The following is a 25,428-nucleotide window of genomic DNA, read 5'->3' on the forward strand; positions in this document are numbered from 1 at the left end:
TCTCGTCGTTCGGTCAGATGATACCAAGTTTTCGACCGACCTCGTCGTAGACACGCAAGGCCTCGTCGAGGTCTGTCTCGGTGAGTCCAACGTTTATTTGATTACGGATCCGTGCCCCACCGCGCGGAACCATCGGATAGACGATCGAGAGGGCGAAAACACCCTTCTCAAACAGTCTCTCGGCGAACTCTTTGGCCGTCTTGCTGTCTCCGATCATCACTGGAACGATCGGTGTTTCACCCGCTCCCGTATCGAACCCCAGATCCTCCAGTTCGGACTGGAAGTACTCGCGTTTCCGCCAAAGATCTCGGACGCGTTCGGGTTCTTCGTCGATAATCTCGAGAGCACACCTATTTGCAGCCGCGACGGCGGGTGGATAGCCAGCACTCAGCAGCCACGTTCTTGACGTGTTGTACGCGAAATCTACGACGTGTTGATCGCCAGCGAGCATCCCACCGAACCCGCCACAGGCTTTGGAGAAACTACCCATCTGGAAGTCGATCTCTTCTTCGAGACCGAACTCGGCTGTAATTCCGTGGCCATCACCCAGAACCCCTTCACCGTGACAGTCGTCGACGTATGTCATCGCCTGATACTCCTCTGCGAGGCGGTGAATCTCGTCGAGTTTTGCCACGTCGCCGTCCATCGAGAACACGCCGTCAGTCACCACGATGATCCGGTTGTAATCACTGCGCGCCGACCGCAGAACCCGCTCTAAATCGGCCATATCTGAATGTTCGTACACGAGAGAGTCAGCAGGCGAAAGTCGGATTCCGTCGATGATGCTCCCGTGATTGTATTCGTCGGAGACGTACACATCGCCGTCGTCCAGCAGCTGCGGAAGCAAGCCAGCGTTTACTGAGAATCCAGTTTGATACGACAGTCCTCCTTCGGTACCTTTGAACTCGGCGATGGCGTCGTGGAGTTCGTCCTGCAGTTCAGTGTACCCTGCGATCGACCAGTCGGATCCCGCACCGACGCCGAATCTGTCTATCGCGTCCACGGCCGCCTCCCGGAGACGGACGTCGTTCGCCAGATCCAGATAGTTATTCGAGGCGAGCATAATCACCTCTCGTCCTTCGACGACCGGCCTCGCCCGGGATGCCGTCTCTAATTGTTTGAGCGGCCACGTTTCGCCCTGTTCGTCCATTTCCTCGTACTTCCTGCGTAGGTATGAAGTTTTATTTCGTGTCATTAGTTATTAGTAGTGTTTGTTACGGTTGTGTTACTGATATTGGTTCCTCGGCCCTCGATCACGGGAAGGGAAACAGACGTTGACTCACAGACGGATATTTCGCCACCAACCGGTCAGCAGCACTCGGTGAATCCGTTCGGTGTCGGGCTCGAGGAGTACTCATTCGGCCCCTCGCTGGAGGTTCTGAACCATCTCGTCGACGACCCGATCGAGATCGTACTCGGCTGACCATCCCCAGTCAGTCCGTGCGGCCGTGTCGTCGAGAGTGCTCGGCCACGAGTCCGCGATCGACTGTCGCTCGTCGGGTTCGTATCGGGCGTCGAACCGACCGATGCGCTCTTCGATTCGGTCGCTCAATTCACTCGCGGTGAAACTCAGCGCCGAGATGTTGTACTCGCACTGAAACCGCAGGTCAGATTCATCCGCCCCCGCGAGATCGATGAGGGCATCGATCGCATCGGACATATACACCATCGGGAGCCGCGTGTCCTCGCGAACGAAGTAGGTGTATTCGCCCTCGTCGACCGCCTCGTAGAAGGCGTCGACGGCGTAGTCGGTCGTTCCACCGTCTGGTCTGGTCTCGTGGCTCACGATTCCCGGGAGCCTGATACCCCGAACGTCCAAATCGTATTGCTGGTGATAATACGTCCCGAGATTCTCCGCCAGCACCTTCGTGATCCCGTACATCGTCGTCGGGGTGCGGATCGTGCGCTCGGACGGATTGTCCGGAGTCGCCGGCCCGTACACCGCGATCGAGCTCGGGACCACGATCCGGTTGAGCCCGTACTCTCGACCGACTTCGAGGACGTTGTGCAGTCCCTCGACGTTCACCTCGAACGCTCTGCCCGGGTTCTGTTCGCCGGCGGCGGACAGCAGTGCTGCCAGGTGGAACACGGTGTCGACATCGTACTCCTCGACGACCGATTCGATCTGAGAGCGATCCGTCACGTCGACGGGTTCGTACGGTGGTGAAACACCTGGGTCAGGGTCGAGGTCACTGGCAACTACTTCTACTTTGTCGTATCGATTCCGGAGGGTCGGCGTGAGTTCCGAGCCGATTTGGCCGAGCGCTCCGGTGACTAGTATCGTATCCATTGCTGTGCATATGGGTGGACTGGGGGCAACAGGTTATAAATATACTAACCTGCAATAATTGTATACGTCTCTAATATGCATAATAGTAATCTATGTGGGCGAGTCTACAAGCAATCGACTCAGAGGACTGGGTATCGCTCGTCCCCAGAATCGTCAAACCTGCCGGAGCCCCGGGTTCGGGAGGTCTCAGTAGATTCATATATCTCAATACCGGATCAACTTCCGTGACCGCGGAATGGATCTGCACTCCTCGTTCGATACACTGTCGAACGTGCTCAAAGAGTTCGATCGAAACGGCCGCTCCGTACGCCGGGTAGCGGTCACGGCTGAACGGCACGGGCCAGTGTCCGCAAGCGTGGAACTCGGCGTATCGACCCCGACCTCTTCGACGGGGACTCCACGCTGTCGGTCTCCGCTCCGACGGCATCGATAGACGACGTCGGACCGGTCCTCACGTTCCGGCTGGAGGACCTTTCGTCGACGCTGTTCTCGGCCATCGCGGAACGAGACGGCGACGAAGAACCCGGGATATCGATCTCGCCGAACGACGTCGAGACGAGTGACGGGAAGCTCCTGATCGATCTTGAGGTCGAGGTCGCCGAAAGCGGGTCTCCCGACGGGAAAGCGTCGCACTCCATTGCTCCCTCTGCGTCGAGAGAGCCGGCGGATACTGAACGGGACGAATCCGAATACGAGCGGAAGGAGATCGAGTCGGCCCTCGATGCGGTGCGTAACGGATCCGTTCCCGTCTACGAGGACAGAGCGTACCTCAGTCGGTTGTACGAGCTCGCGGAGACCTTCGATCAGATGAGCGACGTGATCGAACTGGACGTCTCCGCCGAAACCGTTCGCCGGTATATGATGGATGTGGGCGTCCACGTGCCGGGATCGAATGCGACACCCGACCGGAGTGAGTCCAGTGAGGCGACTGACGGGTCGCGAGAGTCGTTCGCTCAGCCAACACGGAGCGCCCAGTCGCGTTCGGCGCAGGAATCCGAAGCTTCCACGTCGGTTCAGACGGGGGCGTCACAACCCGAACCCGCCCAGACCGAACCCGACTGCGCGGAGCCGCTTCCGACGGGTGAGCTGATCACGGACGGTGTCGGCTTGCCGGACGACGTTACTCTTCGTGAACTCGCCGAGATCGTTTCGGAGGCCAGGACTGTCCACGAGGTCCATCGTCGCCTGGATCTCGATCACGAGGGAACGCGCGAACTGCTCCGTCATCTGAACGTGCTCGATCTCGTCGTCACTCGCACCTTTGGCGAAGCCGAGCGGGACGTGACCTTCGAAACCGTCGCCGAGCGGATCCGCGAGAGTACGTAATCAGTCGACACGCGCCTCGACGCTGGTTTCGGAGGGCTATTCAGCGACCCCGTTCGTCTATCGATCATCGAACGGCGGCATCGGGTACACGGTGTCTACCGAGTACTCGCTGTCCGTTTCGGGGTGGACCAACATCGGATCGCCCTCGTACCACTGTCCGCATGCGGGCGTGATTTCGCCCTGAGCCGGCATCCCGGTGTCATCGAAGCCGAAATCCCCGAGAACGGTGTCGAACCGCTCGTTACGCAGCGCGTTCTGGATCTCCGTGTTTTCCGTCGAACCGGCCGTTTCGAGCGCCTGTGCAGCCACCTGCACCAGTCCGAACGCGTCCCCGACCACGTCGATCGGTACGGCATCCTTGGAGACACCGTCCTGCCCGTGGTAGAGATCCAGCAGATCATCGGTCCCCGTCGTATCGAGTCCACCGAGCCAGCCCACACCGCTGCTACCGACATAGTTTCCCGTGTCCCCGAGTGCAGAACTCCAGGACCGAGGATCAGACGCCCGAACGAAGTTGATGAGCTTGGGATTGAACCCCTGGGTTTTCATCTGTCTAACTGCTGTGATGCCGTCCGGCGGAACCGGATTGGAGAGTACGGCGTCCGCGTTCTTCGATTTCGTCTGCGAAATCAGCGACGCGAAGTCGCTGGTCCCCACGGAGTATTTTTTGCGGAACACAACCTCGTAGTCCGTCCCTTCGAAGGTGTCCATCCAGTACTCGGCCATTTCGTTACCCCACCCAGAGTTCAATTCCCAGATGGCGAGCCGTCTTGGCGGTTCGGGCTGCAGGGTGTCGAACCACTCTTTGGTCGCCCGAGCGATGTCCCGGCTCTTCATAAAGGGAGCGAACGTCCACTCGTAGTCCTTCTCCTCGTGCGGTTCCATATAGGCGAAGGTGCTCCCAAGAAACGGCAGTTCCTGCTGTTCTGCGAACGCGCTCCCGGCGGTGACGAGCAGACTGGAGAAGCTTCCCCACAGCATCGCGACGTCGTTGTTCGAGACGATCTTGCGGAGTTTCGTCCGCGCCGTTTTGGCTTCTCCTTCGTCGTCTTTGACGATCAGTTCTAATTCTCTGCCGTTGACGCCGCCGTTGTTGTTGACGTGCTCGACACCGAGTTCGTAGCCCTGGAGGACCGACTTACCGGTCGCAGAGAGAGGGCCGGTCTTCGGCATCGTCGCGCCGATCTTTATCGGCCCCTCGCCCGACGAGGTCGTCGTCGTGCAACCTGCTAATCCAGCGGCACCTGCGACTGTCGCCCCACCGGTTTGTAGCACTGCTCTCCGAGTGAATCTACGGCTCTTCCTCATCGTACACAGTCGTTCCAAATAGTACCCAATTAATGTTTGGATGGCTGTGGAGGCAGTGTTCAAATACGCGGTTGCTGTGCGAAAACCGCCGATGGGTGTGGCTTACGAGGGAGTCTCACAACCGAGCCAAGTTCTGGCATTCTTAGCTGAACCGTATCGGTCGGCGGGTTCCTCATAAGGAGATTCGTGTCCGCGGCGATTCCAGCGCAATGGCGGTGTTTTTATATACTTGTATTCAGCAGAGACACATGTGATTGGTGAAATCGACCACATCGAGATCGAAGTCAGCGACGCTTCTGAGACTGCGGAGTTCCTCGAGAAGATCGGGTACGAACAGCACCGCCAGACGGAACACCACGGGGAGTCCTACGAGTACGTTCCCTCCGAAGGTGACGGTCCCCTCTTCGAGATTCACACGGTCTCGGGCGAGGAGACTCCGGGGATCAACCACATCGCCTTCGCTGTCGACGACATCGAAGCAGTATCCCAGCGCCTCGAAGAGGCGGACGTAGATTCGATCGTCGGCCCCTACGACGTCGATAAGACGGGACGGACGATTACGAACTTCCGGGACCCCGACGGGAACCGGTTCCAGGTCGTCTCCGACGAAGACTGACCGGCGCGTCCAGCCGGGTACTCCACTCGTGGGTTTTTTTATCGACTCATCGAAATAGTTACTACAACCGCGTCACGAAGCCAGGATGCGAATGGATCAGAGCAACAGCCTTCGTCGGACCATCGAAGACGGTGGTATCGTCTATGGAGCGCGAGCGTCGACGTTCTCGCCGACCGTGATTGAAGTGTTCGGTGAACTGGGCGTCGATTTCGTCTGGCTCGACTTCGAGCATATGGGGCCCAGCCCGTACGACAGTCGAGTCTTCGAAGACCTCACCCGAGCGGCCGAGGCCGGTGGGACGGAACTCTTTGTTCGATTACCCAGCGGGGATCCACCGCTCATCAGGAAAGTGCTGGATGCCGGTGTACGCAATCTCCTCATTCCCCGCGTCGATTCGGCCGAGGAGGTCCGCAAAGCGGTCGAAGCGACGCGGTTCGTGTACGACAGCAAACCCGGCGAACGCGGGAAAGCGAGCGGGCGGTCCAGTAACTGGGGTGCCGCCGATGGGTATATTCAGACCGAGGACAACGAGGTCTGCCTCGGCGTGATGATCGAGAAGACGACTGCGGTCGACGAGCTCAAAGACATCCTCTCGGTCCCCGAGCTCGGGTTCGTGTTCATCGGCCCTTCCGACCTCTCGGTACAGATGGGCCACCCCGGCGAGAAGACACACCCCGAGGTGCTCGAGACGATCGAGAAGATCACCGACGCGTGCCACGAGGCCGACATTCCGACGGGCGTCATCAAGACGGATCCGGACGAAATCGAGTCGGCTGTCGACGACGGGCACCAGATCCTCCGCGTCGGTGGGGACCTTGGCTCGATCAAGGAAACGCTCGGAGAGCGACTTAGGACGGTCCGCGACGACAACTGAGACGCTCACCGTGATTATTTCGGGGTAGACGCTATCCTCTGGTATCGCGAGCGATGATGCGTGACTACGGTAGTTCGTATCGGATTTCGGCGGCCAGTAGCAGTTGATTTATTTGGGTGCCGTCTGACCGTTTCACTATGGCGCCTGAAGTCGCACGGCTAGGCCACGTATCGCTCGAAACCCCGAATCTCGAAGAATCGCTGTCGTTCTTTCACGATGCCGTCGGACTGGAAATCGTCGATCGCGTCGACGACACCGTGTTCCTCCGTGCGGTAGACGAGCACGATCACCACTCACTCAGTCTGACCGAGGCCGACGCGGCACGTATCGACCACATCGGGTGGCAAACTGCCGAACCCGAGGACGTGAGGAAGTTCGCGAAGAAGTTCGAACAACAGGGATTCGACCTCACGTGGATCGAGGAGGACGAAGAACCCGGACAGGGCGAGGCGATTCGGTTCGAGATACCGAACGGTCACCGGTTCGAGCTCTACGGGACGATGGAAAAGCCGGAGCCGCCGGCAAAGCGGCAATCGAAGCTCAAGAATCGCGTCTACGATCCGTCTGGAAACAACCCCGTCGCCCCCCATCGAATCGACCACGTCCAGGTCTGGGACCCCGACGGGTTCGAGTGCGCGGAGTGGATCCGCGACGAGCTTGGATTCCAGGTGCAGGAGTACTACGACGAAGCCGACGGCTCGAGATGGGGGACTTTTCTGAGCGCCTGTGAGGCGAAAATCGATATCGCGGTTGTCCAGTCAGAACACGAAGACGACCTTCCCGCACTTCACCACGTCGCCTATGCAGTGGATTCACCCAACGATCTGTTCGAGGCGCACAACGCGATGAACGAACACGGGGTTCCCGTCGACGGAATCGGACAACACGGAATCTCACGAGGCGAATTTATGTATGCGCGGGATCCGATAAGCGGTCACCGGATCGAGTTCAACACTGGCAGTTATCTCACGCTCGACCCTCACTGGGAACCGATCGCGTGGGAGGCAGGCGATATCAGCGACGGTGACGACCACCAGTGGATTGGTGGTATCGACTCCCTCGACCGAGTCTACTACTGATTGCACAGCCGTCCGATGGAACGTCGGCGCCAATCGAAAATAAGACGGGTGCACGCAGGAATTTTCGACTCACACGGCCGTTTCCGTCAAGACTCCGTCTTTATCGTGAGTCGTCGAGGTACGGACTCGGTGCGACCGTCGCGGAGATCTCCGTCTGCGAGTGGGCTTCGACCGTCGGATTAGGTGATTGACCGCCCTCCTCGCCCCAGACGAAGGTAACTTCCGTTCCGGGTTCGCTGTACTCTCGGTCGATCGAACAGATAGAGATCATCTCCCGGTCGCTGTAGGAGTACGCGAAACTCTTCGAGATACCGACAACCTCGCCGTCTTTGAGCACTTTGTCGTGGTGACCGCCCCACCGATCGCGGGGCAGATCGATCGACTTGTGTGGGAGCGTGTCGTCGTCGAACAGCGACGCGAAGATGCCGATCGCGTCTTCGTCGTCCCAGACGAGCGTCACGCGGGTACGACCTGGGTCTGCCGCCTCGGCTTCGAGGGCCTCCCGTCCGATGAACTCGTGATCGAACTCGACCATATGATCGTAGCCAATGTCGAGCGGGCTCACGTAATAATCACGAATATCGTCCGAGTGATAGCTTCCAGCGATCGAATACGTTCCTTCGTAGCTACTCGCACTCAGCCACTCGCGGTACGCTGCCATCTCTTCGCTGGTGTATATCGCGGGGACGTGCGTCGTAACCCAGCCGAGCTTCACACTCAGCGGTTCGTACGCACGGGTCCCGAGCCGTTGGATGTCGTATTCTTGACCCGCTTCGAGGATCACATCTTTGATCAGGTCGGCGTGTTCGTACGGACCCTGCAGTTCAAAGCCGATCTCGCCGGCCATTCCGTGACGGAGTGCACGAACCTCTTCGCCTGCGATGGTAATTCGCTTGAAATTGAAGAACGGAATGTCGGTGAGAGACTCCTCGACGATCTCCTGCATCACGTCGAGGGCGTTCGGCCCCTGTACCTGGTAGGTGTAGAAATGCGGGTCGTCTTCGGTCTTCGATGACTTCGGATAAATCGTCTCGCTGACGTCGTACTCACCTGTCTCGGCGTGATACGCAAGCCAGTGTGCGGCGGGGATTTTTCCGCTCATCACGAATTTCTGTTCCTCGAGTCGCTGCAGTACTCCGTCTCCGATGAATTTGCCGTCGGGATTACACAGAATGGCTTGCTTGGCTTTCCCGACGTCGAATCCCTCAAAGCTGTTCGTACAGAGCTTCTTGAGAAGGTCGAACGAATCGGGACCCTCGATCACCTGGTCCATCTGGTGGTGTGAGAGATCCGCCAACACACACGTTTCGCGGGCGGCGCGAAGCTCGTCCATCCAGTTCGTGTACTCGCGTTTTACTTCCTGCGGCCAGACCCACCGACCGCCGGCCTGTTGGAGCATTCCCACTGGATCCTGAGCTGCATCTAGAGCTGTCTGTAGGCTTCGGTCAGCCATACAGAGGTGAATACGTTTTCGTTATTTAAAACTATCGTCCAACCGGGGATAGAATGGGTGCCCGAACGGTGGACCATCGATTGTGCCTCCAAACGTCGTTGGTAGATTCTCCCGCCGAAACCATCTGTACACGTCGTACGTTCCGGGATCTGGTATCGATCAGTCGTGCGGAGCTCTGACTCGGGCTCGACCGTCGGCGCAGACTTGTTCAGGAAATTCGTAATGATCGTTTTTCTGATTCGTGTTTAATACTATTGAACAATTCTGCCGCCGGGAACTCTGCACGACGCCCAAGATATAACAAATGTACATATGTTATAATTTGCATTCTGCCGGTGGAGTGCACTTGAGACACTGCCGTCAAGAATATTTATAATGTATGTACATTTGTTATTCTGACCCACGGCCTACAGACCGCTCTCGGAATATGTCAGTTTCAGTTCGATCTCGTTGGCTGCACCTTTCACGATGTCCGGTATCTCAGATGTGAACCGCTCGCCGACGAAGCGGTTTGCGGGTCCGGCGAGACTAATCGAGCAGACGACCTCTCCGTCGAGCAGGATTGGTGCAGCGACCGAGCGCATCCCCTCGACAGACTCCTCCTTGGAGTACGCGTGACCCCGCTCGCGTATCTGTTTTAGCTCCTCTCGCAGCTCGTCGGGGTCCGTGATCGTCTGTGGCGTCTTCCGCTCTAGCGATCGCTGTGAGATGATCTCTTCGATTCGCTCCTGTGAGAGATGGGCGAATATCGCCTTCCCACTGGCTGTACAGTGGAGTCCCGACCGATCACCCATTGTGAGGTCTGTTCGGATCGCCCGATTTCCTTCCGTCCCATAGACGTACACGGCCTCTCCGAGTTCTTCTACGAAGCAGGCCGCCAGTTCACCCGTCGTGTCCGCCAGTTCCTCAACTTTCGATTTGACGTTCGGGAACACGGGTTCGTTCCAGAGCGCGTACATTCCATATTGCAGGAACTGCAGACCGATCTGGTACTTTGCACCGTTCTGTACGACGAACTTGTTCTTCGCCAGGGTATTCAAATAGACCTGTACAGTACTCTTCGGCATATCTAGCTCCTGTGATAGTTCTGTGACCGTTTTTCCCCCGTTCGTTTTGAGGTGTTCAACCATCTTGAACACCTTGTCGACCGATTTGAGGGTGTTGTCGTGTTGAGCCATACCACGGAATTCGGTGCGACGCATTAACAATCTTGTTGTTCTCGCGGATCCAACGTCTTAGTTCAATATTGTTGAACAAAATGTTCGGTCCCACTTGTGCGTCTCTGTTCGGGGATAGTATCATATATGTTTGAAAATGTTTTAGTAGTACTATGTATACCCCTACCTATGGGTGTCAATGACAGCCCGCTGTCTCGGAGAAAAGTAGTCAAAGCGCTTGCCGCAGGGACTGGAGTCGCAGGACTTGCCGGCTGTTCCGGTGGTGGCGGTGGCTCGTCCGACGGCGACAGTGATAGCGGCGACAGCGGTTCCGGTGACGGAAGCACCACCAGCTCCAGCGGCGGCAGCTCCGGTGGGAACAAGGCAACCGTGCGCGTCACTGGCGGCGGCGGTAGCTGGGGAGAGGATCGCCAAGCGGCGTTCTTCGAACCGTTCGAAAACGGCGAACCGCCGTACGATGAGGAACACAATTACAAGTACATCACTGCTGCGTCCGGACAGTACACGACGGAGCTAAAACGTGACCCGAAGAACCCGGCGTACGAACTCGTCGAACTGGACGGACAGCGCGCCGAACTTCTCGGACAGAACGATGCCCTAATCAAACAGACGGAGTTCGATAACTACGACGACATTCCGCCTGCATTCAAAAACGAGTATATGGGCGGGACTGTCTACTTCCCGCGTGGGATCGCCTACCGGGAGGACAAGACAGACAAGGAGTTCAACACCTGGGACTCGCTCATCGACCCCGACCTCAAGGGGAAAGTCGGATTCGAGCCCTGGGACAACGCGGGCTCGAAGTACTTCTACGTCATCAACAAGATCAAGGGCGGTTCGCTCGACAACATCGAACCCGGGCTGGAATGGCTCCGTGAGTTCGTCGAGACGACCGACCCAATCATCTTCGACCAGATCGACCAAGCCCTGAGTCTCTTTATGAACGAGGAAATGTACGTCGCGCCGTTCCTCTCGGCGCGAACCGAGAACCTGGAAATCAATGAGGATATTCCGATGGGCTTCTCGGTCCCAGAGGGTGGATGCGTCCAGGACTACTGGGGATACCCGATCACCAAACACACCAGCGAGGACCGCCTGGAGGAGGCCAAAATACTCGGGAACGGAAATCTTGCTCCCGAACCGCAGGCTAAGTTCGCCGAAATTATGGGGTATCCACCGGCCAATCCGGCCGCAACCGAACTGATCCCGGACGAGACCCTAGAGAAGCATCCTATGATGAACCCCACCGAGGAACAAAGGGCCCGGTACGACGTCGGTATCGACTGGCTCCAAGTGGAACAACAGAAACAGGAAGACGGCCAGCGCTTCAAGGAGGTCCTCGCGGGCGGATAATATCGGCGAGCGTCAGCGCGTCTGTGCGTGGTGTATTTTCTCCGCAAAGAATAAATATTAACGAGTCAATCTCAATCTAGAACCCAGAAATGGCATTCGTAAGCATTCAGAACCTCCGAAAAACGTACGGGGACGTCGTCGCAGTGAACGATGTTTCATTAGACATCGAGGAAGGCGAGTTCGTCTCGATTCTCGGGCCGTCGGGATCCGGGAAGACGACGATGCTGAAGTCGATCGCCGGATTCGTCGAACCCACAGCGGGAAGCATCGTCGTCGCCGGGAACGAGATGATCGGGCTGCCGCCCGAGGACCGAAATATGGGACTCGTGTTCCAGCGACTGGCTCTGTTCCCCCATATGTCTGTGTTCGACAACGTGGCGTTCGGGCTCCGACATCGGGAGAACCTCACGGAGGCAGAGATGGAAGAGCGCGTCGCCGACATCCTCGAAGTCGTTTCACTCCCGGGTTACGAGGATCGTAACATCCAGAATTTGAGCGGTGGGGAACAACAGCGTGTCGCGCTGGCCCGCGTCCTCGTCCTGGAGCCCGACTTGCTCCTCTACGACGAACCATTGTCAGACCTCGATCGCCAACTCCGAGAGCAGATGCGCCGTGAGATCAAAGACCTGCACGACAGGCTCGAGATCACGTCGATCTACGTGACACACAACCAGCGCGAGGCACTGACGCTGTCTGACCGCGTGCTCGTGCTTCACGAGGGCGAGAAGGTCCGGTACGCACCTCCGTCGGAGATCTACCAGGACCCACAGTCGAAGTTCGTCGCGAACTTCGTCGGCGATTCGAACTTCGTCTCTGTCACTACCGACGAGCAGAACGGCACGGTGACGTTCGAAAACGACGACATCTCGCTCCCGATGCACGAGGCGGATGCTGACGCAACTACGGACCTCCTCTACATCCGTCCCGAGGACATCACGATCAACCCCCCCAACGGAGAACGAGTCTACTCCGGAACTGTCCGCAGCACGGTCCACCTTGGCTCGGTGACCGAGTACAAGATCGAAGTGGGTGGTAACGAGTTCCTCACCACTAATCTGGGCGCACCGCAGTACACCAAAGGTGACAGCGTGACCATTCGGTTCGAGGATTACGGGCTCGTGGAGGCGTAGTATGCTGGGTGCAATCACAGACTTCACTGACGATCTCGTCGGCCAGCCAAATCGGGTCTCGGACTGGCTGGATGAGTACCTTCCGGCCGTGCCACCGGCGGCGTACCTGCTGATCTTCCTGATTCTCCCGATCCTCTATGCGGTGTACATCAGCTTTTTCGAGTACAGCGCGACGACGATCATTTCGTGGAACTTCACCCTCGAACACTACGAACAGCTCCTGTTCGATTCCTTCTACCAGGGACTGCTCTGGTACACAGTCAGGCTCTCGATCATCGTGTCCGCGTTCTGCGTGATACTGGGATACCCACTTGGGTACTTTATTGCAACGACCACGCCGTTGCGTCGCCAATTGGCGCTATTCGCAGTCTTCCTCCCGCTTATGGTCGGGACGGTAGTCCGAATCTACGGGTGGATCGTTCTGTTCGCTACCAACGGCGTGATCAACACCGTCCTCCAAGATCTGCTGGGTTTCAAACTCACACTCTTGGGGAACACGCTGTCTGTCACGATCGGTCTAATCGGGGTATACCTCCCGCTCGTCGTCCTCCCCGTCTACTCGTCGATCGAAGATATCCCAGACTCGCTCGTTCCAGCCGCACGCAACCTCGGTGCGAATCAGCTCCAGGCGTTCTACAAGGTGACGTTCCGTCTGAGCCTGCCCGGTCTGCTCACCGGAACCATCTTTGTGTTCGTCCTCACAATGAACTCCATCGTGACGCCTGACTTGCTCGGCGGTCGCACGGATCTGACGATGGGGCTGATGATATACGACAACGCGGTGAAAAGCCTCAACTGGCCCTTCGCGAGCGCCGTCGGGACGGTCCTGACGATCACGACTACAGCGCTTGTGTACATCTACTTTTCATTCGTCCGCGACCGAATGGGGGTTTCAGAATGGGACTGATGGCGATTATGAGCGTTCTTTCGGCCGTACTGACCGGACGAAACTCTCGGTCGCTCTCGGCTCCGGCAGTCGTAGCCGGCCGAGCGCTCTACTACGGGCTGCTCGGACTCGCGGTATCGACACTGGTTCTTCCAATCATAATCGTGATCGGCATTTCGCTCAACCCGACCCAGTCACAGGCATTCCCACCATCAGGGATCTCCTTGCGCTGGTATCAGGAGTTCCTCGTGAGCCCGTTCTTCGAGCCGTTCTTTTTCGTGAGCCTACCGATTGCGATCGCCACCGCCACGATCTCGACGGTCCTCGGAATCCTCGCCGCGTACGTCGTTGTCCGCCGTGACGTGCCGTTCGAGAACGAGGTCGTGATGTACTTCATTTCTCCCCTCATCATCCCGCCGGCGATCATCGCGCTCGCGCTGATGATTACGCTTAATTTCAACTTCCTGAATTTTGTTCCGACGTCCGCAAAGCTCGTCGTGGGCCACGTGGTCATCACGATCCCGTACACGTTCCTTACAGCGATGACAGCGATCGAATCGGTCGATACCGAACTCGTCGAAGGGGCGCGAAACCTCGGCGCGACCAAGTTCCAGGCGTTCCGGAAAATAACGCTCCCGTTGATGAAAAGCGGGGTCATCTCCGGATTCCTGCTGGCGTTCATTCTTTCGTTCACGGACTCACTGGTCGCACTGTTCCTCTCAAGCGGAAGCTCGACGACGCTGCCGGTCGAAATATTCCTCTTCCTGCAGTACGAATCGTCACCGCTAGTGGCGGCTACTGCCTCGGTTCAGATTCTCTTGGTCCTGGTCCTCGTGGTGCTGATCGGCCGCCTGATTGGCTTCAAAGCCGCCGCCGTTAGCTCCTGAGACGGGCTTCGTTCCGCTCAAATTTTCCTCATCTCCCGCTGTGGTGGAGATCCGGTCTCCCAGCGGCCGTGTGACAAATGCACAGATACCTGTTCTCCGTTCGACCTCGATCGTTCCGGCCCAGAGGCTAATTATTTATTCCTGTGGTTCGATCCCTCAATTGATGAGCCAGGATTTCAGTGATATGCCTCTCTACATCGACGGCGAGTGGCACACACCGGCGAGCGACGACAGCATTCCCGTATCTGATCCGACTACGGGAACAGAAGTGGATTCAGTACCGTCCGCGACGACAGACGACGTCCGACGAGCCACGGAAGCGGCGCGGGCCGCGCAACCCGACTGGGAGCGACGCCCGGCGAAGGAACGCGGCGATCTGATCCGTGAGATTGCAGATCTCCTTGAGGACTATGCCGAACCACTGGCGGAGACGCTCGTCACCGAGCAGGGAAAGACGTATTCGGTGGCGGAATACGAGATCCGCGCGGCCGCAGACATCGCACGGTATATGTCGGAGTGGGACCGTCGGATCGAAGGCGACGTGGTTCCGGGAAGCGAACCGCGTCAGTCGATCAATCTGCTGCGAAAGCCGTATGGAGTGGTTGCGGGGATCATCCCCTGGAACTTCCCGGTATCCGTCTTCGTGCGAAAGTTCGCACCGGCCCTTGTCACGGGCAACACGACGGTCCTGAAACCGAGTGAACTGACTCCGCTGACGACGCTCGAACTTGTCGACGTCATCGACCGTGAGGTCGATCTTCCACCGGGTGTTCTGAACGTCGTGACCGGCGGCGGCGCGGTCGGGGCCGGACTCGTGAGCGACGACGAGGTGGACTACGTGACGATGACCGGTAACGTCGAGACCGGGAAGGCGATTATGCGCAACGCCGCAGACGACCTCACCCGGGTCTCGCTCGAACTCGGCGGGAAGGCGCCAGCGATCGTCTGCGCGGACGCCGACGTCGAGAGCGCGGTCGAAAACATCGTCGCCTCGCGGACGATCAACGCGGGACAGGCCTGTACGTGCGTCGAGCGCGTCTACGTCCACTCCGACGTCCGCGAGGAGTTCCAAGCGCAGTTCGTCGCGGCGATGGAGGCGCTCGAAATCGGCGACCCGAGGGACGACCCCGATATGGGGCCGCAGGTGAGCGCGGGGGAACTCGAAAAGACGCAGGCAGCGATCCGAGGCGCGGTCGAGCAGGGGGCAACAGTCCTGACGGGCGGGGAGTCGGTCACGGAGCCGCCCACCTCCGGCGGTCACTGGGTGGAACCGACCGTTCTCGGCGACGTCGACCAGGAGATGGACGTCGTCAGCGAGGAGGTCTTCGGACCAGTCGCGCCCATCGTCGAGGTCGATTCCGTGGATCAGGCTGTCGCGTACGCCAACGATTCACGGTACGGGCTCTCCTCCTATGTCTTCACCGAGAGCTACCGAGACGCGATGCAGATCGCGGAGGATCTCGACTTCGGCGAGACGTTTATCAACGGGAGCGGCGGCGCGCAACAGGGCCACCACATCGGCTGGAACGAGTCCGGCCTGGGCGGCGAAGACGGGAAACACGGCGCGCTGAAGTACACCCAGATCAAGTCGGTCTACCACAATTTCCAGTAGTGTCTGACCCTGCCGCGACGGCGACGCCGCATCCCGACTAGTCGGTACATATAATAACGGGTAGGCTGACTTTTCGGTATGGTTGAGACCACTGCCGGAGTCGTCGGACTCGGCAAGATGGGCGGCAATATGGCGAAGCACCTCCTTGACGAGGGCTTCGAGGTGTACGGACACGACCTCCAGCCGGAGGCCCGTGAAGCGTTCGCGGACTACGGCGGGATCGTCGCCGACAGCGGCCGTGACGTCGCCCGCCAGAGTGACGTCACGATCACAAGTCTACCGAACTCGGAGATCGTGAAAGGCGTCTACACCGGCGAGGGAGGGCTGGCCCACGAATCCGTCGAGACCACCTTCCTGGAGATGAGCACGATCGCGCCGCCGACGACCGAAGCTGTCGCCGAGGCTGTCGAGGGCACCCCCGCCGAGATTCTGGATGCGCCGATCACGGGCGGACCGGAAAACTCGCGTGACGGGACTCTCACGGGCCTCGTCGGTGGAAAAGAGGCCGTCTTCGAATCCGAGCACGCACAGAACGTGTTGCAGGCCCTCTGTGCGGAACTCCACTACGCCGGATCTTCCGGGGCCGGACACGCGATGAAACTTCTGAACAACACGATGTCGATGGGGAACCTGCTTCTGGCAATGGAGACAGTCGCGCTCGGCGCCCGGTACGGTATCGACAGCGAGCGTCTCTGGGACATCCTCGGGAACGCCAGCGCCACTTCGGTGGCGTTCGAGAGCCGAATGCCGCGCGTGCTCGAACGGGACTTCGAGGCGGGGTTCAGCGTCGACTTCGCGCGGAAAGACGTCGGTCTTGCGGTCGATATGGCGGACTCGGAGGACTTCCCGATGGTGATGGGAAGCCTGGTCCACCGCCTGTACACGCGAGCCAGCGACGAGGGATTCGGTGAGGAAGACGTGGGTGCGGTCGTGAAGATGTTCGAGCAGGAACTGGAAGACCGGGTCGGCGAAGAGTAACGTTACTCGTCGAGACGGCTGTACAGTTCGTCGGCGTCGATGGTCTTTCGATCGTTCGCGTGGATCGATCGATCCTCGCCGCTGAAATTCGACTCGAAGTTGACGTAGCGTTCGAGCTTCTTGGAGGCATCCTCGAACACCGGGGTTCCGTGATTGAGGAGCGCGACGTCGAACTCGTAGTCGAGTAGTTTGTCGAGGTTCTTTTCGGCTTCGACAGCCGCCTCCGGTGGCTGGTTCGTGTGTGTCGCCTGCGGCGGATGAAGGAGATAGCCCGGCGGCAAACCGCGACGATCCGAACCGGAGACGGTATCGGCACAGTGCGCGATCCCAGCTTCCTCGTCGACGAGCACAGAATTCCCGGGCGAGTGACCGGGGACGTGGACGGTCTCGAACCGCCCGATCTGTTCCCTGTCGCCGAAGAGGTGGTCCGGTTCGGTCTCGATGTCGATCCCGTAGTCGTCGATCTCGACCACGTTGTCCTCTTCTGGCACCCACGTTTCCGGGTCGTAGCGTTCGACGACCTCGTCGAACGCGCCGACGTGGTCTAAGTGCCGGTGAGTGATGATGAGCCGTTCAGGTTCGATGCCGATCTCTTCGATCCCCTCGAAGAGGTATTCGGCGCGATTTTGGAAACAGGTGTCGACCAGCGTGGGGACGTCGCCGGGCAGGTCGAAAAAGTACGAGCGGTGGCGTTCGCCCTGGGTGATGTCGGGGCCTTCCTCGGCAGTCTGCCAGGTGATGTCGTAGACGGTATCGGCGATATCGAGCGTTCTAACCACTGGAGCACTCTCGGGCATACGAGGAGAGATTCCATCGAGATATAAATAGCTATCGTCACTTGACTCGCCGCTCCGCCGGGTTACGCACCGACGGGCCGCCCGAATCCCGTCGTGTTCCGCCTCAGTCTCCGAATTGTTTTTGTGGCGGTGGGACGCAGTCGTAGACGGTAGTCAACGATGAGCAACGATTACAGCCAGTGCAAGCGTCGAGTCCACGAGTTCTCTCAGGCGATTCGGAACACCGGAGCCGACCAGATCGGAGACCTGTTGGGCGACTATTACCATCCGGACGCGGAGTGGTACGGTCCCGCGCCGGTCGGACGGCTCACCGGCCGCGACGAGATCAGTCGCGGCTACTGGGCGCCGCTCCTCGAATCGTTCCCAGACCTCGAACAGAACGATTACATCCTCTTCGGCGGGGAGTTTCGGGACAGTACGTGGGTGTGTGCCGCCGGCAACTTCGTCGGGACGTTCGAGAACGACTGGCTCGGCGTCCCCGCGACCGGGCACGCGACGTGGCTCAGGCACGGCACCTTCCATCGGTTCGAGGACGGGAAGATCGCGGAGACCCGTCTGTTCGTCGACGTGCTCGACGTGCTGCGGCAGGCCGGCTATCAGTTCGTGCCCGCGCTCGCCCCGGAGGTCGTCATCCCCGGGCCGACGACGCAGGACGGACTCCTCCTCGACGGTGCGGACGCCGCCGAAACGGAGCAGACGCTGGAACTGGTCGAGGGAATGATCTTCGAGGGGTTGGAATCCTACGAAGACGCGGGCATCGACGGGATGGGAATGGACGAGTACTGGCACGAGGACTTTATGTGGTACGGCCCCGCCGGCATCGGTTCGACCCGCGGTATCGACGGCTTCCAGGCGTACCATCAGGAGCCGTTCCTCGAAGCGTTCCCCGACAGAGAAGCCGACAGTGACGACATCCGACTGGCCGAGGGAACCTACTGTGCGTGGACCGGGTGGCCGAGTCTTGAGGCGACACACCTCGGCGACGGTTGGTTGGGACTGCCCGCAACTGACGAATCGGTGGAAATGCGCGTGATGGATTTCTGGCGTCGTGAGGGCGACCTCCTCGCGGAGAACTGGGTGTTCATCGATATGATCCACCTTCTGGATCAACTCGGCGTCGACATCCTCGAGCGCGTTCGGAACGAGAAACAGTACTTTTGAGCGCTCGCGTTACCGATAGTATTTTGTTCGACTCGAAACGAAGCTTATCCGATCGGTGATAGCAATGCCTACAACCAGAGTGAAAAACAAACAGACAGCATACGAGTTCTCCAATAACGTTCACGAAACGACTCACGAAAACGTCGACGACCTGATCGCGGAGTACGTCCACGAGGACGTCCAGTGGCACGGTTCGGCACCGGTCGACACGCTCGCGGGCAGGAGCGAATTGGTGTCCGAGTTCTGGGAGCCCCTCCTGAAGGCGTTCCCGGATCTCGAAAAGAACGACTACATCCTGTTCGCCGGCGAGTTCGAGGGCGACGAATGGGTCTGTGCGACCGGCAATCTCGTCGGGACGTTCGAGAACGACTGGCTCGACATCCCCGCGACGGGCCACGCCACGTGGATCCGCTACGGCGAGTTCCACCGGTTCGAGGACGGGAAAATCGCCGAGACTCGAACTATCGTCGACGTGCTGGACGTGCTTCGACAGGCCGGCTATCAGTTCGTTCCGTCTCTCGCCCCCGAAGTAGTCATACCGGGACCGACGACCCAAGACGGGATCCTTCTCGACGAGCAGGACGAGGAAGATACCCAGCAGACGATGGAACTGGTAGAGGGAATGCTGTTCGACGGGCTGAATTCCTACGAGGAAGAGGGCCTCGAGAATATGGGGATGGAACGGTACTGGCACGAGGACTTTATGTGGTACGGCCCCGCGGGAATCGGCAGTACCCGCGGGATCGACGGGTTCCAAGAGTTCCATCAAAACCCGTTCCTGCGGGCGTTCCCTGACCGAGAGGTTGGGCATCACGACTCGCGTATCGCCGAGGGGAATTTCTGTGCCTCGACCGGATGGCCCGCCGTCGTGGGGACCCACCTCGGCGACGGCTGGCTGGGATTGCCAGCGACTGGGAATTCGACAGATATGCGCGTCATCGACGTGTGGCGGCGAGAGGGTGATCTCCTCGCAGAGAACTGGGTCTTCATCGATATGATCGACCTGCTCAACCAGCTCGGCGTCGACGTGTTTGAACGCCTCCGCGAGAATCCGCGGTCTGTTCGGCGGTCCTCCGCGCCATAACTTGGCGAAAGCACGCGGTCGGACGCACCGCCCCGTGCGGTAGTTATTTTTGCGTGTGAGCGATTCTCTTAGTCGAGACTGAAATATGGCAGCTGAACGTAAGCAAGTAGTCCACGAGTTCTCACAGTCCATCCACGACGTGACGGCAGAGAGTGTCGATGACCTCCTCGAGGAGTTCTACCACGATGACGCGGAGTGGTACGGCCCTGAGCCACTCAACGAGTTGAACGGTGTCGAATCGATAGCCCAAGGATGCTGGGACCCACTCTTGACTGCGTTTCCCGACCTCGAAAAGAACGACTACATCCTCCTCGAGGGTGAGTTCGAAGGCGAGCAGTGGGTCAGTGCGGCAGGGACGCTTGTCGGGACGTTTGATGAAGACTGGCTCGACATCCCTGCAACCGGGCGTACGACTTGGATCCAGTACGGTGCACTCCATCGCGTAGTGGACGGGAAAATAGCAGAGACGCGGATGTTGTTTGACGTGCTTGATGTGATGCGACAGGCGGGCTACCGATTTATTCCGGCACTTGCGCCCGAAGTCGTCCGACCAGGCCCAGCAACACAGGACGGACTCCTATTTGACGAGCAGGAAGAATCAGATTCCGAACAGACCCTCCAGATGGTTGAGGATATGATCTTCGAGGGGTTAGGTTCGTACGATGGAAAGAATCTGGATGTTATGGATATGGACGCATACTGGCATAAGGATTTTATGTGGTACGGCCCGGCGGGGATCGGTACCACCCGTGGCGTCGACGGGTTTCAGGAGTTCCACCAAGGGCCGTGGCTGGAAGCCTTTCCCGACCGCGGAACCGGGGGGAACGCCATCCGTGTTGCCGAAGGCGACTACTGTGCGTGGACGGCGTGGCCGAGCGGTGAAGCCACGCATCGCGGGGACGGCTTGTTTGGCCTCCCGAGCACTGGTGAGACAGTAACTTTCCGCGTCATCGACTTCTGGCGGCGGGAGGGACACCTGCTGGCGGAGAACTGGATCTTCATCGATATGATCAACCTGCTCAACCAGCTCGGCGTCGACGTCTTCGAACGGCTCCGGGACAATCCGGAATCGATTCGGTGGACGGGGACGCCGTGATGGGTCCGAACCGGGACCTGTCGCGGGGTCCCGAAGCGAGTGTCTAACTACCACTACAACTCGGCTCGAATCGTCCTCATTCCCGGATAAGCCGCCGCGCACGAGACGCCACGAGTACGTCCCGTCTTTTTTCCTGATTGCCTCGGCGACGCCTCGCACCGACTTCTGACCGACACTTATTTGTCTGTGTTACGCACCAGCTTAGGTGAGTGATATGACCACGGAACGCAAGCGGTTAGTCCACGAGTTCTCTCAGGAGATCCACGACGCGAGCGCGGCGAACGTCGGTGACCTTCTCACCGACTACTACCACGCCGACGCAGAGTGGCACGGCCCTGAACCTATCAACGCGGTAGAAGGATCCGACGCGATCGCCGACGCGTACTGGGGGCCGCTCCTCGAATCGTTCCCGGACCTCGAAAAGAACGACTACATCCTGTTCGCCGGCGAGTTCGAGGGCGGCGAGTGGGTCTGTGCGGCCGGTAACCTGGTCGGGACGTTTGAGGACGACTGGCTGGAGATTCCCGCGACCGGACACGCGACGTGGCTCCGGTACGGCGAGTTCCACCGCGTCGTGGACGGCAAAATCGCCGAGACCCGCTTGCTCGTCGACGTCCTCGACGTGATGCGGCAGGCGGGCTACCAGTTCGTTCCCGCGCTCGCTCCCGAAGTCGTCATCCCCGGGCCGACGACGCAGGACGGCGTCCTCCTCGACGAACAGGACGACGAGGCGTCCGAAAAGACGCTCCAGGTGGTCGAGGGGATGATCGACAGCCTCCACGACTACGAGGAGGAGGGCCTCGACGGGATGGGCCTCGAGAAGTTCTGGCACGAGGACTTTATGTGGTACGGACCGGCGGGGACGGGAACGACCCGCGGAATCGACGGCTTCCAGGAATACCACCAGGCACCTTTCCTCGAAGCCTTCCCCGACCGCGAGGGCGGCGACCACGTCGCTCGGTTCGCCGAGGGCAACTACTGCGCCTCGACGGGATGGCCGTCGGTCGAGGCGACGCATCTTGGGGACGGATGGATGGGACTTCCGGCGACCGACGAACCCGTTGGTATGCGGGTGATGGACTTCTGGCGTCGCGAGGGTGACAAACTCGCCGAGAACTGGGTCCTCATCGACAAGATCGATCTGCTCCAACAGATGGGTGTCGACGTCTTCGACCGGCTTCGTAACGATCAACAGTATTTCTGATCCTCGGGAGACAGAGACGCTCCAGCGAACGGATTCGATCCGAACGAGAGGGGAGAGGGGGTCAAATGTAGCGTAATCTTTAAAACCTAAGATGTGAATCACTCAGTAGGGTTTAGTAGTGATACGACCAAGCTTTGATACTTCGATGAATTCGGATGCGGGCATCGATCACGGGATAGCGGAGACAGCCACGGGGACGCGCCAATGACAGAAGACTGGCGCACTGCGGACGAGCTCGACGTTGAGCGGATGATCCGCCAGAGTACCAGAGAGATCTGGGACGAGAAACTCGTCGGGAAGATCTACGAGTATTACGACGACGACGTAGTCGTCCACGGCGGCGAGGGAGACATCGTCGGTTCCGAGGCGCTCGTCGAAGACACCCTGGCGCGGTTGAACGCGTTCCCCGAGACGGAGATGAACATCGAGAAAATCATCTGGGAGGGCAACCCCGAAGACGGGTACTACACTTCGATGGTGCGGACGATCACCGCCGAGAACACCGGTCCGACGGAGTACGGACCACCGACCGGAAAGACGATGGAAGACAACCTCGGTATCGCAAACTGTCTCATCCAGAAGGTCGACGGCGAGTGGAAGTACGTCGAAGAGTGGATCGCCTACGACAAAATCGGCTACATCAAAGCGGTTACCGACGACGACGATCCGATCCACGACTACTGAGTGGATTCGGTCCTTTGCCATAATTCGATTTTGCGTACTGTGTTTGCGGTTTTGAATTGAGGGACACCTCGGTAACGCCCTATGCTAACAGAGGATATCGGCGGAGATACAAACCAGGACCACACAATAATAAGCGTGGTCTCTACGTACAGTGTTTTTGTAGACTATGATAGGAAGCGATGAGCGTATCCTTACGACTCACGTTGGGAGCCTCCCGCGCACGGACGAATTGATCCAATTAATACATCGACGAGGCCAAGATGAAACGGTTGACCAGACCGAACTTGATAGTGCCATCGCGGAGGCGACGGAACGAGCCATCCAACGGCAAGCCGAAGTTGGCATAGATATCGGGAACGACGGGGAACAGTCGCGGCCTGGTTTTCATATCTACGTCTCCGATCGCCTCGAGGGCTTTAGCGAGCAAACGATCCCTCGCCCACGATGGGCAGATGTTGAAGACTTCCCCACCTACGCCGGAAAAGCCTTTCCAGATATCGTCTCGGAAGCACAAACCCGACCGGTGGCTGTTGAGGAAGTACGATACGGGGATGGCTCGATCGTCGAAAGAGAAATTGAGCGATGCCGAGAGATCCGCGATCGTACAGGGGTGCAGTTCGAGGGGACGTTTATGACTGCAGCCTCACCGGGCGTCATCGCTTCCTCGCTTGGGAATCAGTACTACGATTCGAACGACGAATTCACATTCGCGTTGGCAAGAGAAATGCGGAAAGAGTACGAGCGAATCGCCGACGCGGGGATGATCTTACAGATTGACGCCCCCGACGTGCTCTCAGAGCGACATCGGAAATTCAAAAATCAATCCATCGATGAGTTCAAAACACGAGTCCGTCAGCGTATCAAAGCGATCAACGAGGCTACGCAAGGCATCCCGGCGAAACAGATTCGATTACACTGCTGCTGGGGTAACTATGAGGGGCCCCATCACAGGGACGTTCCTCTAGAGGAAATTCTTCCTCTTCTGTACGAAGCCAACGTCGGCGGGTTGTTGATCGAATACGCCAACCCACGGCACCACCACGAGTGGCGAGCGTTCGCCGAACATCCGCTGCCGGATGATTGGCAGTTAATCCCGGGTGTTGTCGATGTTAAGACGAATATTATCGAACACCCACAGACGGTTGCAGATCGTATCGGCACGTTGGCTGAGGTAGTTGGCGATCCCACCCGAATACTCGCGGCACCTGATTGTGGACTTGCGACGTTGGCAGGGCACCATACCGTCGACCCAGAGATTGCGTGGGCTAAATTAGAAACGCTCTCAAAAGGGGCTGAACGAGCGAGCAAAGACCTCCTGTCATAAATACTGGAATTAATCAAGTTCAGTTAGTGAGTCAATCTCTTCGAGTGCTTCAGTCGCGACATCTCCCAACTCACCCGCCTCAATATGTGAGTACCGTTCTCTAACCATCTCCTCCGAATTGTCAAGATACCGGGCAGCTACCGTATACCTGAACGCCCGCACAAGTACCTCTCCCATCCCGCGTCGACCACCGTGCGGAGCAAGATAATCGTGTTTCGGGTGGTCGATATCGATCTCTGCGGTCTCCGAGAGCCGTTGGAGAATCGACCGTGCGCCGTCCGTCGTGATCGACGGCGGCCGAATGTCCTCATCGAGTGCCAGTAACAGGTCGCGAGCGTATTCTTCACGGCGCTCAGTAATTGCTTCCGGGCGTTCTCCCCGCTCTTCGAGCTCATCCTGAACGAGCCCGGCAAGCGTCCGTTGGTCGAACGTCGGAAACACCGGCCAGCGCTCCGTCGGTAGGTCCATCAGCTGGCGATAGCTCCGCAGCGGCGAGATCACCGGGTCGGGAAGACTCGCGGCGTCCCACTGCTGTTTCTTCCGGTAGACGTCCATACTCCCGTCGTCGAGGGAGAGGTCTTCCCAGCGGACGCCGCGCCGGCGCGGGTCGTTTGGATCTCGGAGGAGTTCGCCGACGCGGACGGCGGTGTACGCGAGGATGAACACCAGAGCCCGGTCACGAGCCGCCTTCAGCGCCGCGTAGCGTCCTCGCTGCTTGTCGAGGAGGTCAGTATCCTCTGGGAGTGTCGTGTACGCCTCGACGGCGTCGCGGGCCCGTTCGTCGACGTGGCGGGTGAGGGCATAGCGCTGTTCGGATGTCCAGGCCTGCTGGTCACCGGGCTTGAGGCCGTCGTCCTCCGGCAGCGGCGCCATTGCACTCGCCCGCTGGGCGTAGTGTGCCTCGAGGTATCCCTCGTTGACACACCAGCCACACCACTGGTAGTTGAGACTGGCCGTCCTAATGCATATGGTATTGCTGAGATTGATACATACGTTCGTGAATACGCCCGGCTCGGCAGTAGTCGGTACGACGGACCTAATATGACGGCTGTACATCTTCGATAACCCGGAGTATTGTTGCAGAGCAATGGAGCAGATCAGAATCACG

At 58.8% G+C, this 25,428-nt stretch carries 22 protein-coding genes and 1 pseudogene; 16 read left to right on the forward strand and 7 right to left on the reverse strand.

The genetic code is table 11. The features are described from left to right. Positions 1–13: 13 nt before the first annotated feature. Complete coding sequence (locus DV707_RS16980; protein WP_200820942.1) at positions 14–1,150, reverse strand: aminotransferase class I/II-fold pyridoxal phosphate-dependent enzyme; 1,137 nt, start codon at positions 1,148–1,150, stop codon at positions 14–16. Positions 1,151–1,354: 204 nt separating this feature from the next. Beyond that, the gene (locus tag DV707_RS16985) at positions 1,355–2,290 is read right to left on the reverse strand and encodes an NAD-dependent epimerase/dehydratase family protein (RefSeq protein WP_103992720.1); all 936 of its coding nucleotides are present in this window, start codon (positions 2,288–2,290) and stop codon (positions 1,355–1,357) included. Between the two features lie 726 nt (positions 2,291–3,016). Between DV707_RS16985 and DV707_RS16990 the strand changes: the two genes are divergently transcribed. Then, positions 3,017–3,616, forward strand: coding sequence for a hypothetical protein (locus DV707_RS16990; protein ID WP_103992718.1), 600 nt, complete (start codon positions 3,017–3,019; stop codon positions 3,614–3,616). Positions 3,617–3,673: 57 nt separating this feature from the next. Here DV707_RS16990 and DV707_RS16995 read toward each other — a convergent pair whose 3' ends face one another. After that, the gene (locus tag DV707_RS16995) at positions 3,674–4,924 is read right to left on the reverse strand and encodes an amino acid ABC transporter substrate-binding protein (protein ID WP_103992717.1); all 1,251 of its coding nucleotides are present in this window, start codon (positions 4,922–4,924) and stop codon (positions 3,674–3,676) included. A gap of 250 nt (positions 4,925–5,174) precedes the next feature. On the opposite strand from DV707_RS16995, the gene DV707_RS17000 reads away from it, so the two are divergent. The 3 genes from DV707_RS17000 to DV707_RS17010 all read left to right on the forward strand — a co-directional run bounded on the left by DV707_RS17000 (position 5,175) and on the right by DV707_RS17010 (position 7,493). Then, positions 5,175–5,540, forward strand: coding sequence for a VOC family protein (locus DV707_RS17000; RefSeq protein WP_103992716.1), 366 nt, complete (start codon positions 5,175–5,177; stop codon positions 5,538–5,540). A 91-nt stretch (positions 5,541–5,631) separates the two neighbouring features. Continuing rightward, a complete protein-coding gene (locus tag DV707_RS17005) occupies positions 5,632–6,414 on the forward strand; it encodes an HpcH/HpaI aldolase family protein (protein WP_103992741.1) in 783 nt (260 codons plus the stop codon). A gap of 137 nt (positions 6,415–6,551) precedes the next feature. Next, complete coding sequence (locus DV707_RS17010; RefSeq protein ID WP_103992715.1) at positions 6,552–7,493, forward strand: VOC family protein; 942 nt, start codon at positions 6,552–6,554, stop codon at positions 7,491–7,493. Between the two features lie 100 nt (positions 7,494–7,593). Here DV707_RS17010 and DV707_RS17015 read toward each other — a convergent pair whose 3' ends face one another. Further along, a complete protein-coding gene (locus tag DV707_RS17015; RefSeq protein ID WP_103992714.1) occupies positions 7,594–8,946 on the reverse strand; it encodes an aminomethyltransferase family protein in 1,353 nt (450 codons plus the stop codon). A gap of 407 nt (positions 8,947–9,353) precedes the next feature. Continuing rightward, entirely contained in the window at positions 9,354–10,124 is a 771-nt protein-coding gene (locus DV707_RS17020) for an IclR family transcriptional regulator (protein WP_160113962.1), read from the reverse strand. Positions 10,125–10,292: 168 nt separating this feature from the next. On the opposite strand from DV707_RS17020, the gene DV707_RS17025 reads away from it, so the two are divergent. The 6 genes from DV707_RS17025 (at position 10,293) to DV707_RS17050 (ending at position 16,970) form a co-directional block, all read left to right on the forward strand. Then, positions 10,293–11,477, forward strand: a complete 1,185-nt coding sequence (locus tag DV707_RS17025; RefSeq protein ID WP_136361928.1) for an ABC transporter substrate-binding protein — start codon at positions 10,293–10,295, stop codon at positions 11,475–11,477. A gap of 89 nt (positions 11,478–11,566) precedes the next feature. Continuing rightward, positions 11,567–12,607, forward strand: a complete 1,041-nt coding sequence (locus DV707_RS17030; protein WP_103992711.1) for an ABC transporter ATP-binding protein — start codon at positions 11,567–11,569, stop codon at positions 12,605–12,607. 1 nt (position 12,608) lies between these two features. Beyond that, the gene (locus tag DV707_RS17035; RefSeq protein WP_103992710.1) at positions 12,609–13,514 is read left to right on the forward strand and encodes an ABC transporter permease; all 906 of its coding nucleotides are present in this window, start codon (positions 12,609–12,611) and stop codon (positions 13,512–13,514) included. Beyond that, positions 13,505–14,380: an ABC transporter permease gene (locus DV707_RS17040; RefSeq protein ID WP_103992709.1), complete on the forward strand. Its 876-nt coding sequence runs from the start codon at positions 13,505–13,507 to the stop codon at positions 14,378–14,380. Before DV707_RS17035 ends, DV707_RS17040 begins: the two co-directional genes overlap by 10 nt. Positions 14,381–14,543: 163 nt before the next feature. After that, entirely contained in the window at positions 14,544–15,992 is a 1,449-nt protein-coding gene (gene aldA / locus DV707_RS17045) for an aldehyde dehydrogenase (RefSeq protein ID WP_103992708.1), read from the forward strand. A 78-nt stretch (positions 15,993–16,070) separates the two neighbouring features. After that, the gene (locus DV707_RS17050) at positions 16,071–16,970 is read left to right on the forward strand and encodes an NAD(P)-dependent oxidoreductase (RefSeq protein WP_103992707.1); all 900 of its coding nucleotides are present in this window, start codon (positions 16,071–16,073) and stop codon (positions 16,968–16,970) included. Between the two features lie 2 nt (positions 16,971–16,972). Here the strand turns inward: DV707_RS17050 and DV707_RS17055 are convergent, their stop codons facing one another. Continuing rightward, on the reverse strand, positions 16,973–17,767 hold the full coding sequence (locus DV707_RS17055; RefSeq protein ID WP_103992706.1) for an MBL fold metallo-hydrolase: 795 nt from the start codon (positions 17,765–17,767) through the stop codon (positions 16,973–16,975). A 159-nt stretch (positions 17,768–17,926) separates the two neighbouring features. On the opposite strand from DV707_RS17055, the gene DV707_RS17060 reads away from it, so the two are divergent. The 6 genes from DV707_RS17060 (at position 17,927) to DV707_RS17085 (ending at position 24,320) form a co-directional block, all read left to right on the forward strand. Further along, entirely contained in the window at positions 17,927–18,928 is a 1,002-nt protein-coding gene (locus DV707_RS17060; protein WP_103992705.1) for an ester cyclase, read from the forward strand. Between the two features lie 64 nt (positions 18,929–18,992). Next, the gene (locus DV707_RS17065) at positions 18,993–20,012 is read left to right on the forward strand and encodes an ester cyclase (RefSeq protein WP_103992704.1); all 1,020 of its coding nucleotides are present in this window, start codon (positions 18,993–18,995) and stop codon (positions 20,010–20,012) included. Between the two features lie 85 nt (positions 20,013–20,097). Beyond that, positions 20,098–21,108, forward strand: coding sequence for an ester cyclase (locus DV707_RS17070; protein WP_103992703.1), 1,011 nt, complete (start codon positions 20,098–20,100; stop codon positions 21,106–21,108). 214 nt (positions 21,109–21,322) lie between these two features. Continuing rightward, positions 21,323–22,312, forward strand: coding sequence for an ester cyclase (locus tag DV707_RS17075; protein WP_103992702.1), 990 nt, complete (start codon positions 21,323–21,325; stop codon positions 22,310–22,312). A gap of 204 nt (positions 22,313–22,516) precedes the next feature. Beyond that, entirely contained in the window at positions 22,517–22,996 is a 480-nt protein-coding gene (locus DV707_RS17080; RefSeq protein ID WP_103992701.1) for an ester cyclase, read from the forward strand. 166 nt (positions 22,997–23,162) lie between these two features. Continuing rightward, positions 23,163–24,320, forward strand: a complete 1,158-nt coding sequence (locus DV707_RS17085; RefSeq protein ID WP_103992700.1) for a cobalamin-independent methionine synthase II family protein — start codon at positions 23,163–23,165, stop codon at positions 24,318–24,320. A gap of 9 nt (positions 24,321–24,329) precedes the next feature. On the opposite strand, the pseudogene DV707_RS17090 reads toward DV707_RS17085, so the two are convergent. After that, a pseudogene (locus DV707_RS17090) lies at positions 24,330–25,256 on the reverse strand (site-specific integrase); the annotation flags it as partial. Between the last annotated feature and the right edge of the window lie 172 nt (positions 25,257–25,428).

This window comes from Halobellus limi, from assembly GCF_004799685.1.
Lineage (GTDB): Archaea > Halobacteriota > Halobacteria > Halobacteriales > Haloferacaceae > Haloquadratum > Haloquadratum limi.